This window comes from Neobacillus bataviensis, from assembly GCF_019969725.1.
This window is the reverse complement of the sequence record NZ_JAHXYW010000003.1, coordinates 219,257-233,881: the sequence shown is the minus strand read 5'-3', so window position 1 is coordinate 233,881 and position 14,625 is coordinate 219,257. Positions and strand designations below refer to the sequence as shown.

Here is a 14,625-nt window from a genome sequence, read left to right as displayed (position 1 = left end):
ATATAAATTCCATTGTGACACCCTGTCACAGTTAAATAGGGAGAGATAGTAGAGATGCCGCACAAGCTTTTATGGATTTACGAGGAAGAAAAGAAAATGAAAGCAAAATTAAAAGAAGCGAAGGACATGCGTGATCGAGAGGCGGTTGAATTCGCTCAAAAGGCTTTAGTTACTTTGTATGTAAGGTTTGGAGAACATTTTAAAATGAATGCCAAGCCTGACCCTATAGTGGCAGAGCGGTATCTAAAGGCAGCTGTCATTCTTCAGAAAGATCATCCGGTAGCAAATTACCGGCTGGCGCACTTATTATATCGAAAGAAAATGTATACGGATGCTCTATTCCATTTTGAGCGGGCGTTAGCAGGTTCTGATTTGGAAGGATTAAATGAATCCCAAGAGATGATCGCGAATATGTTTATGGCGAATTGCGGGATTTTTATTGCCAGGCAGGCATTAACTGAATTAGAGGCCAGCAACGAAAATCCGTACATAGATTTTGATGAAAAGCTGGTTGGCCGATATCGCGGCGAAATGCTGGAGGCAATTGGAGAAATGTTCGATAACAGATTCTATCGAAAAATTGCTGCCGAAAAGGAAGAATACATTTCGGACGAAAAAGTCCAATTGATTCTTGAAAATAATTGGGATGCTAAACAGGTTGTTTTATGCAGCATGGATGATGGAGTTCATCTTTATTTTGGTAAGCATCAACCGATCTCGCTCGAGCCGACTGCATTTCGGATCTTATACTTTATTTTGAAGGCTGGAGGAAGGCCCCTGACAGGCGGGGATATCGAGGATCGATTTTTTGAGGGATTAGGGCAAGAGATTGACCTTGACCTCCTAAGGCAAACCATTAACAGACTGCAAAGGCGAATCCCTTTTTGGGACCAAATCATCGAGACCGTGCAGGTTCGAAATCCAGACACCAATAGAGACAGAAGAGCAAGAAAGCTTGCAGACGGAATTGGTTTTTGTATGATTTGCCGGGCAGGGGATATACTGCCGGATGAAGGCTAAAAAGCTTAAAGGGACATTCATTTACCGAAAAGATTCTCCCTTAATGAAACATGAGCCCAGTTCCTACATATAATGATTTGAGGTTACCGAAGTTGCTTCCATTTGTAAGGAGGGGATGCTAATGAAGTTCACGGTACAGTATATACCCTTGAACAAGATCAAACCCGATTTATCAATGAAAATAACGGAGCACATTAAGAAGCTTCAAAGATTTATGTGGGACTGCATGTTTGTTTTGGTTGTTAGGAAAAATCGGAAAGACGACAGTTATATCATTGTGAGCGGGCATGATCGATTCGAAAATCTTCGGAAACATACAAAAAGTATCTATGCACCATGTATAGTTGATAAAAGCACATCCCCTGGAATCGCCTCCTGGTATTATCGTATCCGAAAGAAACAACCTCTGGATGATTTTCCCTTAATGCCAAAAAGCTGGTCTATTGTGCGATCCTTTTTGAAGCAAGAGCCCCGTTTCCATGAATTATCCCGATCTCAACAAATAAGGGTCCTCATTTTGGCAGTGAAGTACAAAAAAACAGTCATCCATTCTATGAAAACAACAGTGAATGAAATGATTAGAAATAATGAATAATCCATGTAGCCCCAAGTGTTATCATGCACTCGGGGTGTTTTTTATTTCTAAAATCAAATATTTCGAGAATGAAAATAAATGAACTTTGTGATATTATTACAATATTAAATTTGCACATTGGAAAAATATATCTTTTTGGGAGATGGAACAGCATGCTAAGGTGGAAACGAAATTTGTGGGTGCTCTGGATCGGAGTTTTTTTCACATCAGCAAGTTTTTCCATGGTCATACCTTTTTTGCCGATTTTTTTACTTCAAATTGGAGTACACGATCACACTGAAATGTGGTCAGGTCTGTTATTCGGTTCGGCCTTTTTTGCCGGTGCCCTTGCCTCTCCGTTCTGGGGGAGTGTGGCAGATAAATATGGCAGAAAACCGATGATCATTCGAGCCGGATTTGCCTTGTTTGTGATATATACGTTAATGGCTTTTGTCACAAATCCATATGAAATCTTGGTGCTGCGCATCCTACAGGGATTATTAAGTGGGTTCATTCCTGGTGCGATTGCTTTGATTGGAACCAACACGCCTAATGAAAAAGTGGGATATGCACTTTCGATGATTTCTTCCGCCTCGGCATCCGGTGGAATTGTCGGACCATTGCTCGGCGGGGGAATGGCTGAATTAGTAGGAAACCGCTGGGCATTTGCGAGCGCAGGGATTATTGTATTTTTCGCGACAATCTTGATCATTTTTTTAGTAACTGAGGAAAATTTTAAACCAAGCAAGAAGCGCGGCTCTGTCAAAAATGATTTTAAAACAGCCTTGGAGAACCGTCCTTTCATGCTTGTTTTAATTATAACCGTCATTACTGCATGTTCAGTGCTGACGATTGAACCGGTATTGCCCTTGTATATCGTCAAACTGAGCGGTTCTGCCGATAACACTTCAATACTGGCAGGAATTGTCTTCTCCCTGCCTGGGATTGCAAGTGCGCTGTTTGCTCCCTTATGGGGAAAATGGGCAGATAAAGTTGGATTTCAGAAAGTTCTCTTCATAGGCCTGCTAGGTGGCGGAATTTTCACCATCGGCCAGGTTCTATTCACTCATTTATGGGGATTTTCGCTGATCCGCTTTGTGTCTGGAATCTTCTTCTGTGCTGTTTTCCCAGCTTTAAATGGCTTGGTTGTGAAGTCGACAACAGAGGATTTCCGCGGAAGAGCCTTCGGTTTAAACCAAACAGCTACCCAAATTGGCGGGGTGACGGGACCGTTGATCGGTGGATTAATAGGAGGCATTTTCCCTGTACAAAGTGTATTTATGTTAACGGGCCTTTTATTATTAGTTGCAATGGTAATGGCTTATTGGAATAGCAATGAGTTGAATAGTACCCTGAAAAGAAAAGCTGTATCAAGTAAATAGGAGGTTTTTTCAAAAAAATCCCCGGATCCATTTTATGGATCCGGGGATTTTTTTGGTTCATATAATCAATGGGTGGACATACATTTAGATTATAAGTCCAAATTTTTTTGAAAATAACTAGACATAAAGGAGAAGGACAAGCGGATGGGTTTCTTACATGAAATATTTAATAGTTTTCATACCTTTTTATCACTAGATGCGTTAAGATCGGTCTTTTCTAATCCTGCAAGTTGGGGGATTATTGGAACTCTAATCATTTTGGAAGGTCTGCTTTCGGCCGATAACGCACTAGTCTTAGCCGTTATGGTGAAGCATCTGCCAAAACATCAGCGAAAGAAAGCCTTATTCTATGGGATTTTTGGTGCTTATTTTTTTCGTGTTATCGCGATAGGGTTAGGAGTCTCCTTAATCAATATTGCTTGGATCAAAATTGTCTGCGGTCATTATCTCCTTTGGATGGTCTTTCAAAATTTCATTAAGAAAAATGAAGATGAAGGCGAAATCCAAGGCAGAAGAATGGGCTTTTGGAGAACCGTGATAACCGTTGAGCTTATGGACATTGCCTTTAGCTTTGACAGTATTATTGCCGCATTCGGTGTCTCGAATCATGTATGGGTGCTGCTATTGGGAGGAATGTTAGGGATCTTAATGATGCGTGGTGTCGCTCAATTATTCCTAACCTTAATTGAAAAAGTACCGGAATTGGAAACGACGGCCTTTATTTTAATAGCGATCATTGCCATTAAAATGATTGCTGCTGCCTTCGGTTTCCATCTCGATGAATTAATTTTCTTTAGTATTTTAATAGCAGTATTCATGGGAACCTTTATCATTCATTTTTTCCGAAGCAATTCGGAAAGAATAATCTAATTTCAAAAATGGAGCAGGGTAGCAATTACCCTGCTATTAATTGATTTGTTAATCTATTGGTAATAGTTGTTACTCCTTCTTAGAGACCTTTCGTAAATACTTCTCCATTGAGGACAGTAATTCATTTAAAGATACATCTTCATCATCCGCTCTTTCCATTATAACTTCCTCTTCATAAGGTTCCTCTAGTGTTAAAGGTTCCTCTTGACTATAATTTATAACACGTTGACTTGATTTCTTCGAATCTGAATATGATTTTTTTTCGGCTTCATATTGAGAGACGTCTTGTCGCTCTGATTTAGAGGATCGGTAAACCTCTTGTTTGTTTGATTGCTTCGATTGTTTTGAAGCCTGGTTATTCGATTTTTGATCTTGGGCATTTTCAATTTTAAGGCCATAGCTAATATTTGTGATATGGAACATCGCCAGGCGGACAATTTCCTCTTTGTTAATCAAAGAAATATAATCTGGATGGACATCACTTAATACACCTTCAAGCTTCTCCGGGCCCCCGCGATTAATTTTGACCCATTGAAATTTCAATGATTCCAGTAAGCTATAGAAGTTATCTGCTTTTTTATATTGAATATCATTTGGAACCACGATGTTAAATTCCATTTCGCCCTTCATGTTATCGGTAAAGCTTTTAATATGCTGGGTATTATAGTAAACGAGACCGTCGTCTTCCGTGAAAAGAGCAACATGATCTTCACTGGCATCCATTAACTTCCCGATTCTGGATTCTGGGCCGCCACGATTGACCTTTATTACTTTCCCAATAAAGTATTTCATGATGTCATTATGCATAATAAGTTTTCCCCCTGTAAATTTTATAAATTATATTAACACTGCATCTATATGTGTCATGGAATGACGTTGTCCTAATAAATTAGCCTTTTTTTCAAAGATTAAGAGAAAATAGGCAGATGATAGAGTATGATACAAGGCCAGAACCCAGATGGACATACTTTGTTTGTGCTTGTATCCTGCTTATAAATCGGGTTTTAAAAAAATTTTTTACTGATATTCGATCAGCTTGCGGTTAAAAAAAATGAAGGTGTTAGGCGGAAGTTAATAGGACTGTTGGGGGGATAAATAAAAAAGCAGTAAAACTTTCTTTACTGCTTTCGTTTCATCATTGTTCTACTAGGTTGGTAACGGAAACACTTTGTTTATTGTTTGGTTCGTCCAGCGGATGAATGGTTGCTTTTCCACTTTGCTGGTCCACATGCTCAATATAAATACGGGTACCGTTATAGGTCACGTTTTCCATTTGTGGTGAATTACATATTTCCTGTGCGCGTTGTGCATCCATATGAGTAACCTCCTTTCGTTTTTTACTACAAGAGTATTTGTAATAAACGAAGGGTTTATTCTTATGAATGGAAAAATTTATTGTTGAGTAATGTAAAAAGCTTTATTTATGGTTAAAATTATGTTATTAATTATATGTAAGTTATAAAACAATATATTGTTGTTAGTTCTACTAGGGGGGTCCGATAGCTCGGACTGAGAGAAGGATGCATAAAATCCTTTGACCCTTTGAACCTGATCTGGATCATACCAGCGTAGGGAAGTAGTTTCGAAGGCGTCACTCGAGTTTTTCTATTATGCGCCGCTACTTTTTGACGATTAATCAGGTTCTGTTTTCAAACAGAGCCTTTTTTTATTGTCATCCATTTATGGACTATGCTGTAACTTCTAGATTGCAAAATCTATCATTTTTAGGAGGAAGTTACAATGCAAAAGGAAGCAAACGTAAACATCGAATTACAATCACCATTTACTGGAAGCAGAAAAGTATATCTTGAGGGATCAAGAACTGATATTAAGGTGCCGATGAGAGAAATCCAGTTGTCACGAACGGTTACAACTTATGGAGAAGAAGAAAATGCACCTGTTCGAGTTTATGATACTAGTGGGCCTTATACAGACCCGAACCATCCTATTGATATAAGGAAAGGGCTTCACGCATTACGCAAAAAATGGATTTTGGAGCGTAATGATGTTGAAAACTATGCGGGAAGAGAAATAATGCCAATAGACAATGGCTACCGTGTTGAAGACGAGCGGGCCAATCTTGAATGGTTTCCTAACATAAACAAATCACCTTTGCGTGCCAAAAAAGGTCATAATGTTACCCAAATGCATTATGCGAAAAAAGGGATCATCACACCTGAGATGGAGTTTATCGCGATTCGTGAAAATGTAGAGCCTGCATTTGTCAGGGATGAGGTTGCCCGCGGGAGAGCGATTATTCCAGCCAATATCAACCATCCTGAAACTGAACCGATGATTATTGGACGAAATTTCCATGTAAAAATCAACGCCAATATTGGGAATTCAGCTGTCTCATCCTCGATTGAACAAGAGGTTGAAAAGATGACTTGGGCAACACGCTGGGGAACAGATACAATCATGGATTTATCAACTGGAAAAAATATTCATACAACAAGAGAATGGATTATCCGCAATTCCCCGGTGCCGGTTGGGACGGTGCCTATTTATCAAGCTCTTGAAAAAGTGAATGGAGTTGCTGAGAATCTTACCTGGGAAGTTTATCGCGATACTTTGATTGAACAAGCAGAACAAGGGGTCGATTATTTTACGATTCATGCTGGTGTATTGTTACGTTTTATTCCATTGACAGCGAAACGGACAACAGGAATTGTATCCCGTGGTGGTTCTATTATGGCGCAGTGGTGTCTGGCCCACCATCACGAAAACTTCCTCTACACCCATTTTGAAGAAATATGCGAGATTTTAAAGCAATATGATATTTCGGTTTCCCTCGGGGATGGACTGCGTCCTGGCAGCATTGCCGATGCCAATGATGAAGCGCAATTTGCAGAGCTTGAAACTTTAGGTGAATTGACGGATATTGCCTGGAAGCATGATGTGCAAGTGATGATTGAAGGCCCCGGCCATGTTCCGATGCATAGAATTAAGGAAAATGTGGATAAGCAAATGGAAATCTGTAAAGAAGCACCTTTTTATACACTTGGGCCGTTAACCACCGATATTGCTCCCGGATACGACCATATTACTTCCGCTATTGGCGCCGCAATGATTGGCTGGTTTGGAACCGCCATGCTATGCTATGTGACACCAAAGGAGCATCTTGGTTTACCCAATAAGAATGATGTCCGTGATGGCGTTATTGCTTATAAAATCGCGGCACATGCAGCAGATTTGGCAAAAGGCCATCCTGGGGCCCAAATGAGAGACAATGCCTTATCGAAAGCTCGTTTCGAATTTAGATGGGAGGACCAATTCAACCTATCATTAGATCCAGAACGCGCAAGAGAATACCATGATGAAACGCTCCCTGCTGAAGGGGCCAAAACAGCGCATTTTTGTTCCATGTGCGGTCCAAAGTTTTGTTCGATGAAAATTTCCCATGAAATCCGGGGGATGGCAAAGGAAGATGAAGAAAGGAATGCAGGTATGAAGAAAAAAGCGGAGGAGTTTATCTTCAATGGATCAAAAATATACCAATAATACTCCTACCAATGAAGTAAATAGATTAATAGAAGAAATTGATTATTTACACCAAAATATTCATTTTTTAAAAGGTAGAATAGAATCCATTCAACGCCATTGTAAGCATATTTTTTTGGAAACCCCTGGAATGAGAAAATGCCATAAGTGTGGGTTCGCTGAAAGCACCTATTATTAATAGAGTAAGAAACAAAAGGCTCAACATTTTCATGCTGGGCCTTTTTCTAATTTTAAGTCTCTTTTTGAGCGTATAAAGGCGATAAAGTCGATTAATTCGTCTGCTGTTAATGGTTCCCCATCAATCAAAAGAGAGGGAGATGGGGTATGAATGGCTGTTGTGATTTCTACTGAAGTCTGCATCCGATGCAACTCATCTGTTCTCCCCAACAAATAATCAACAGTCGTATCAAATAATTCTGCAATTTGTGTTAGTGAGAGTAAGGACGGTTCCCGGTATCCTGACTCATAGCCTGCATAAGTACTTTTAGCAATACCTAATTGATCAGCGGTTTCCTGCAGCGACCATTTTCGTTCTTTTCTTAATTCGGATAAACGATCCAGCATTCGTCTCCAACTCCATTTTCATAATATTGTTCAAATTATAACATAGAATTATAGACTCGAATAGAAAAATGTACGCGTTTCGAGTACAAACTATTGATTTATCCTATTTTAGTTCTATAATGAAAGTGTAGATACGCATTACGCGAATAAAAGACTATTTTTTCACTCAATGGAGCTGATACAGTTGAAGAAAATCTTATTACTTGCCACCGGAGGGACTATAGCATCCGTTGAAGGAAATGAGGGACTCGTCCCAGGGCTATCCGCTGAGGAATTGCTTCATTATTGCCCGATTACCTCCTATGATTTAAAAATTGATAGTAAAATCTTAATGAATATTGATAGCACGAATATGCAGCCAGAGCATTGGGTGGATATGGCCCAAGCCATCCATAATTATTATCAAGAATATGACGGTTTTGTCATTACACATGGAACTGATACATTAGCCTATACATCTGCTGCGCTTTCTTACATGCTTCAAGGACTTGATAAGCCGGTTGTTTTAACAGGATCACAAGTTCCGATCAGCTTCAAAAAAACCGATGCGAAAAAAAATGTCGCCGACGCCATCCGGTTTGCCTGTGAAACGATTGGTGGAGTCTTTATCGTTTTTGATGGCCGAGTCATTCTTGGTACAAGAGCGGTTAAAATGCGAACAAAAAGCTATGATGCTTTTGAAAGTGTGAATCACCCATATGTTGCGTTTGTGAATGACAAGGATGTAAAATATCAATGGAAACCAGCACCAGTCACACACAAGGTTTCTATTAACACTCGTTTATGCACCGACGTCTTTCTAATGAAATTATATCCTGGAACCAAACCAGAGATTTTTGATAGTTTAAAAGGATTATATAAAGGGATTATAATAGAAAGCTTTGGTAACGGGGGATTGCCTTTTGAAGGGCGGAACCTTCTTTCAAAAATCCAAGAGTTGACCGAAGCTGGGGTGGCGGTCGTCATTACGACCCAATGCCTGGAAGAAGGGGAAGATTTGCTGCTCTATGAAGTTGGCCGGAAGGTAGCCCAACATAACGTTATTTTATCAGGGGATATGAACACAGAAGCGATTGTCGCGAAGCTGATGTGGGCCCTTGGGCAATCGGAAAGTTTAGACGAGGTCAAAAAAATCATTGAAACGCCTCTTGCAGGAGATTTAACGATCAATTCTGATAAAGAAGAATAATGTCATTTAAAATCGAGGAGAGATACTATGTCCACTATGCAAACGACCAATGGAAATGTCCGAATTGAGAAGGATTTTTTAGGAACAAAGGAAGTGCCGGCTGACGCCTATTACGGTGTTCAAACGCTTAGGGCAGTCGAAAATTTCCCGATTACGGGCTACCGGATTCATGAAGACTTAATAATAGCAATGGCGATGGTGAAAAAAGCGGCAGCATTGGCAAATATGGATGTTAAACAGCTTTATTCCGGCATTGGCGAGGCAATCGTTAAGGCTGCAGAAGAATTAATGGATGGCAAGCTGCATGACCAAATAATTGTTGACCCGATTCAAGGCGGTGCCGGGACATCGATTAATATGAACGTCAATGAGGTCATTGCCAACCGCGCCATCGAATTAATGGGTAAAGAAAAAGGGGACTATTTTCATTGCAGCCCGAACACCCATGTGAACATGTCGCAATCGACAAACGATGCCTTTCCGACTGCCATTCATATTGCCGTATTAAACCTTCTTGAAAAACTGCTGGAAACCATGAACGTGATGCATAGTGCTTTTCATCAAAAGGCTCAAGAATTCAATCATGTTATCAAAATGGGACGGACCCATCTTCAGGATGCGGTGCCAATCCGCCTTGGCCAGGAATTTGAAGCTTATGCAAGGGTTATCGAACGGGACATTAAGAGAATTAAGCAATCGCGCCAGCATTTATATGAATTGAACATGGGCGCAACCGCTGTTGGAACCGGATTAAATGCCGATCCCCGTTATATTGAACAAGTGGTCAAATATCTTGCCGAAATCAGCAGGCTGCCATTAGTTGGAGCTGAGCATCTCGTGGATGCCACCCAGAATACTGATGCCTATACCGAAGTTTCTGCCGCTTTAAAAGTTTGTATGATGAATATGTCTAAAATCGCGAACGACCTGCGCCTTATGGCATCCGGCCCTCGTGCGGGTTTGGCAGAAATCCAATTGCCTGCCCGTCAGCCAGGATCTTCCATCATGCCAGGAAAAGTGAATCCGGTTATGCCGGAAGTGATTAACCAAGTCGCATTCCAAGTAATCGGAAATGATCATACGATCTGCCTTGCCTCAGAAGCAGGCCAGCTTGAATTAAATGTGATGGAGCCGGTGTTGGTTTTCAACCTGCTGCAGTCGATCAGCATCATGAATAATGCCTTCCGCGCCTTTACGGAACACTGTCTAAAAGGGATCAAAGCAAATGAAGATCGCTTAAAGGAGTATGTGGAAAAGAGCGCCGGGGTAATTACTGCCGTAAATCCACATCTTGGCTACGAACCGGCAGCAAGAATTGCCAGAGAGGCGATTCTAAGCGGTGCGTCAATTCGTGATTTATGTTTAAAATATCAAGTATTGACCGAAGAAGAGCTTGATTTAATTCTTGATCCTTACGAGATGACCCACCCAGGGATTGCAGGGGCGGCCTTGCTGGATAGAGACTAAAGAAAAGGTGCCTAACTCTCTTTTTTTGGAGGGTATCAGGCACCTTTTTTTTGACGATCACATTTTGACAGATGCCTCATTAGGAGACAAGGCCTTGCGCCATGATAGCTGGGCAAGTGTGAGCACTAAAAGGGCAGCTATTCCGATCCCGGCAATCACTATAAAACCGGTTGAATAGGTGCCGGAAATTTGTTTAAGTGAACCAAGAATATTTGGTACAAAAAATCCACCAATCCCGCCGGCGGCCCCAACAATACCGGTAACAATGCCAATCTCTTCCCGGAACCGCTGCGGCACCAATTGAAACACCGCCCCATTTCCCATCCCAAGGCAAAGCATGCCGATAAACAACATGGAAGTCACAAGGTAAATAGAAGGAAGCTGGCTTACGCCGAACATCGATAGTGCTACGACGATAAATAAGAATGTCAGTAAACGGCCGCCGCCAATCCGATCGGCTATGTATCCGCCAACTGGCCTGAAAAAGCTACCTGCAGCCACGCACACTGTCACGAAATCTCCCGCGGTCACGATTGATAACTCGTACTGATCCACAAAAAAGATACTTAAAAAACTGGATAATCCCACAAATCCACCGAAGGTGACACTATAAAGCAAGCAAAAATACCAGGTATCCCGTTGTTTCAGCACCTTGAAGTATTCAAAAATCGGTTTTGCTGTCGGCTGGGAAGGAGCATCCTTGGCCATTATGAAATATAGGATAAAAACGATTAAAAGAGGCAGGATTGCCAATCCCATCACGTTATGCCAGCCGATATTTTCCGCGATTCGCGGACCGAACAGCGTCGCAAATAATGTTCCACTATTACCAGCACCGGCTATTCCCATTGCCAAGCCTTGTAATTGGGGTGGATACCAACGGCTCGCCATCGGAATCGCTGCCGCAAAGCTTGCACCCGCAACACCAAGGAGGATTCCGATTGAATAAAGCTCTGGTAATGTTCGTCCAAATAACCATCCCCACACTAGAGGAATAATGGTGACGAGCATTCCGCTTATCGCCGTTTTACGAGGTCCAATTCGATCTGTTAAGACGCCAAGGACAAGACGGAAAAAGGAGCCACTGAGGATAGGAACCGCAACAATTAGCCCCTTCTGAGAGGGCGATAAACCAAAATCTTTTGTGATAAAGACTCCTAGTGCCCCTAATATGACCCAAATCATAAAACTAACATCAAAGTATAAAAATGATGCCAACAATGACGGTGCATGACCGCTCTTCTTTAAATCCGTTAATTTCATCATTCATTACCCCTTTCTAACTTAATTAAGCTTCACTTACCAGCCGATATTCTGTTTTTTTGAAAGTATCACTCTTCCTAACAAAAATAAAAATGAAATAATCCCAATTGTTTTTTTCATGCCCTTACCTCCCAATCATTTGCTTTTTTTAGCATAGAGGGACACAACTCCTCTTGTCAGAAAATATGTAAGGTATCCTGACAAGGAATTTTTACTAAAAATTTCATGTTAGAAAATATAACACAATTAATTTCTGCTCATTTGTTTTATGGAATAATGGAGAAAGTTCATCGCGTCAGCTTACCCTTGGATTGTCTGGAGGTTTATAAATGGTAAAACAAAAATTAATTTTGATTGGGAATGGAATGGCCGGCATCCGCTGTCTGGAGGAAATCTTAAAGTTAAATCCTGATCGGTTTGATATAACCGTAATTGGCAGTGAACCGCACCCAAACTATAATCGGATATTATTATCGACTGTTTTGCAAGGGAACACATCGCTAGCCGACATTACCATAAATAGCAGGGAATGGTATAACCAACACCATATCAAGCTGCTTTTAGGGGAAATGGTCCTAAAAATTGATACCGACAAACAGATTCTCTTAACAGATAAGCAGAGGGCGGTATCATATGACCAGCTTATTTTAGCTACTGGATCAACTCCGTTTATGCTGCCTATACCTGGCGGAGAAAAGGAAGGGGTAATTTCTTTTAGGACCATTGAAGATTGTCAATTCATGATCGAAACAGCGAAGAAGTTTAAGAAAGCAGTCGTAATTGGCGGCGGGCTATTAGGATTGGAAGCGGCAAGAGGGCTGTTGAATCTGGGTATGGACGTAAAGGTGGTTCATCTTTTTAGTTTTTTAATGGAAAGGCAATTGGATCAAACAGCGGCGAAAATGCTGCAAACTGAGTTGGAACGGCAAGGGATGATGTTTCTTTTGGAGAAAGAGACATCGGAGATTTTCGGAAACGAGCGGGTTGAAGGGTTACGGTTCAAAGACGGAACAGAAATAGAAGCCGATTTGATTGTCATGGCAGCGGGGGTCAGGCCGAATGTCCAGTTGGCGAAAGATAGCGGGATTGAGACCAAACGCGGGATTCTTGTTAATGATTTTTTAGAATCGAGTATTCCGAACATCTACGCTGTAGGGGAATGTGTGGAGCATCGCGGAATGGTTTACGGATTGGTGAAGCCTCTCTATGAACAAGGGAGGGTGTTAGCCAAACGGATTTGCGGAATCGCAAGTAAGGGATATGAAGGGTCGGTTCTTTCTACGCAATTGAAAATTTCGGGAGTAGAGGTATTTTCAGTAGGCCGCTTTGAGGAAGACCCAGCTACAAAGGCGATTAAAATTTACGATGAGATAGCTGGAGTTTATAAAAAGATGGTTTTCAAAGGGGATAAAATTATTGGTGCTGTCATGTACGGGGATACAAGCGAGCGGGGAAAATTACTAGAAATGATTATAAAACAACAAGATTTACAGGATGTTGAAAAAGTTGTCCTTTTTCCAACCTCAAAAGGTGAAAGCCATTTAGTTACTTCCATGGCCAACAGAGATTTGATTTGCCATTGCAATGGGGTAACAAAAGGGGCAATCATCGAGGCGGTGCAGAAAATTGGTGTATCGTCCGTTGAACAGGTGAAAACATGCACAAAGGCGTCAAGTTCGTGTGGCGGCTGCAAGCCTATGATAGAAGAGCTATTATCCTATATTAATAGTAATGATTTTTCCGAGGTGATAGAGAAGACGTCCTTTTGTTCCTGTACTTCTTTATCAGAGGATGAAGTGGTTCAACAGATACAGCTGTTAGATTTAGTCTCCTTATCGGAGGTGATGAATGTCCTTCATTGGAACAACAAACAAGGCTGTACGAAATGCCGGCCTGCCTTGTCCTATTATTTAGCGATGATTAATCCGGAATATGAGAATATCCAGGAAACCCTATTTTTAAACGATAAGATGAATGCCACCGTGCAACAGGACGGCACATATTTCGTCGTCCCGCAAATGTACGGCGGAATAACCAAGTCGGATCAATTGCGAAATATAGCGGATGTCGCTGACAAATATGGGATCGTGGATATTGCCATTACAAGTGAACAACGGATTCATTTGATGGGGATAAAAGAAAGAGACCTCGCTGGTGTGTGGGCAGATTTGAACATGCGGTTAAGTTCAACCTATGGAAATAAGGTGCAAACGATTAAAACTTGTATTGGAGAACATATTTGCCGATGTGATAAACAATCCTCTCTCCATCTTTCTGCGAGTCTAGAAAAGAGATTGGAATTTCTAGCCACTCCTTATCGTGTGAAGATGGGTGTTTCTTCCTGTTTGCATAATGGGGCAGGCTCCACTACGAAAGATATCGGGGTAATCGGAATGGAACGAGGCTGGGAAATTTATGTAGGAGGGAGCAGCGGCCGGAACGTCCGTGGTGGTGAGCTGCTGTGTATTGCTGCCTCGGATAAAGAAGCGTTTGAAATGGTTACAGGATTTGTCCAATATTACCGGGAGACAGCCAATTTTCTGGAGCGGACATGGGAATGGATTGATCGACTTAGCTTAGTTCATATAAGAGAAGTATTATTTGATTTTGAGCTTCGCCAGCAATTGTTGGATCGCTTGGAAGAGGAAAGGTTGTTGCGGAAGGGTTTCTATGTGAAAACAGAATTGTCTACTTGAGGCGATTGTAGAATGTGACCTTATTTTGGTCCAATTTGACCGCATTTATGAAGGTAACACCCAAAGAATTGTAGAATACTAATCCATTTTTGTAGAATA

General features: G+C 41.2%; 13 protein-coding genes and 1 riboswitch. Of the genes, 9 read left to right on the top strand and 4 right to left on the bottom strand.

Annotated elements, in window-relative coordinates; genetic code table 11:
* Nucleotides 1–54 precede the first annotated feature (54 nt).
* The 4 genes from LC455_RS09515 (at nt 55) to LC455_RS09500 (ending at nt 3,846) form a co-directional block, all read left to right on the top strand.
* Nucleotides 55–1,020, top strand: a complete 966-nt coding sequence (locus LC455_RS09515; RefSeq protein WP_223590196.1) for a helix-turn-helix domain-containing protein — start codon at nt 55–57, stop codon at nt 1,018–1,020.
* Nucleotides 1,021–1,141: 121 nt separating this feature from the next.
* Nucleotides 1,142–1,615 carry a hypothetical protein gene (locus LC455_RS09510; RefSeq protein WP_223590194.1) on the top strand — a complete coding sequence of 158 codons (474 nt, stop codon included), beginning with the start codon at nt 1,142–1,144 and terminating at the stop codon, nt 1,613–1,615.
* 152 nt (nt 1,616–1,767) lie between these two features.
* The gene (locus LC455_RS09505) at nt 1,768–2,976 is read left to right on the top strand and encodes an MFS transporter (RefSeq protein ID WP_223590192.1); all 1,209 of its coding nucleotides are present in this window, start codon (nt 1,768–1,770) and stop codon (nt 2,974–2,976) included.
* 144 nt (nt 2,977–3,120) lie between these two features.
* A complete protein-coding gene (locus LC455_RS09500) occupies nt 3,121–3,846 on the top strand; it encodes a DUF475 domain-containing protein (RefSeq protein ID WP_223590190.1) in 726 nt (241 codons plus the stop codon).
* A gap of 69 nt (nt 3,847–3,915) precedes the next feature.
* Here the strand turns inward: LC455_RS09500 and LC455_RS09495 are convergent, their stop codons facing one another.
* Nucleotides 3,916–4,653, bottom strand: coding sequence for a spore coat protein (locus LC455_RS09495; RefSeq protein WP_223590188.1), 738 nt, complete (start codon nt 4,651–4,653; stop codon nt 3,916–3,918).
* A gap of 328 nt (nt 4,654–4,981) precedes the next feature.
* The gene (locus LC455_RS09490; RefSeq protein ID WP_223590187.1) at nt 4,982–5,161 is read right to left on the bottom strand and encodes a small acid-soluble spore protein H; all 180 of its coding nucleotides are present in this window, start codon (nt 5,159–5,161) and stop codon (nt 4,982–4,984) included.
* 163 nt (nt 5,162–5,324) lie between these two features.
* Nucleotides 5,325–5,438, top strand: a riboswitch (TPP riboswitch).
* Nucleotides 5,439–5,586: 148 nt separating this feature from the next.
* Between LC455_RS09490 and thiC the strand changes: the two genes are divergently transcribed.
* The gene (thiC, locus tag LC455_RS09485; protein ID WP_223590185.1) at nt 5,587–7,347 is read left to right on the top strand and encodes a phosphomethylpyrimidine synthase ThiC; all 1,761 of its coding nucleotides are present in this window, start codon (nt 5,587–5,589) and stop codon (nt 7,345–7,347) included.
* A complete protein-coding gene (locus tag LC455_RS09480) occupies nt 7,325–7,525 on the top strand; it encodes a hypothetical protein (RefSeq protein ID WP_223590184.1) in 201 nt (66 codons plus the stop codon). The genes thiC and LC455_RS09480 overlap by 23 nt, the downstream gene beginning before the upstream one ends.
* A 29-nt stretch (nt 7,526–7,554) precedes the next feature.
* Here LC455_RS09480 and LC455_RS09475 read toward each other — a convergent pair whose 3' ends face one another.
* On the bottom strand, nt 7,555–7,911 hold the full coding sequence (locus LC455_RS09475) for a helix-turn-helix domain-containing protein (protein WP_223590182.1): 357 nt from the start codon (nt 7,909–7,911) through the stop codon (nt 7,555–7,557).
* Between the two features lie 184 nt (nt 7,912–8,095).
* Between LC455_RS09475 and LC455_RS09470 the strand changes: the two genes are divergently transcribed.
* The gene (locus LC455_RS09470; RefSeq protein WP_223590180.1) at nt 8,096–9,100 is read left to right on the top strand and encodes an asparaginase; all 1,005 of its coding nucleotides are present in this window, start codon (nt 8,096–8,098) and stop codon (nt 9,098–9,100) included.
* A gap of 36 nt (nt 9,101–9,136) precedes the next feature.
* The gene (aspA, locus tag LC455_RS09465; RefSeq protein ID WP_223590910.1) at nt 9,137–10,567 is read left to right on the top strand and encodes an aspartate ammonia-lyase; all 1,431 of its coding nucleotides are present in this window, start codon (nt 9,137–9,139) and stop codon (nt 10,565–10,567) included.
* Between the two features lie 57 nt (nt 10,568–10,624).
* Here aspA and LC455_RS09460 read toward each other — a convergent pair whose 3' ends face one another.
* A complete protein-coding gene (locus LC455_RS09460; RefSeq protein ID WP_223590908.1) occupies nt 10,625–11,830 on the bottom strand; it encodes a nitrate/nitrite transporter in 1,206 nt (401 codons plus the stop codon).
* Nucleotides 11,831–12,159: 329 nt separating this feature from the next.
* On the opposite strand from LC455_RS09460, the gene nirB reads away from it, so the two are divergent.
* Nucleotides 12,160–14,526, top strand: a complete 2,367-nt coding sequence (gene nirB, locus LC455_RS09455) for a nitrite reductase large subunit NirB (protein ID WP_223590178.1) — start codon at nt 12,160–12,162, stop codon at nt 14,524–14,526.
* The last annotated feature ends 99 nt before the right edge of the window (nt 14,527–14,625 follow it).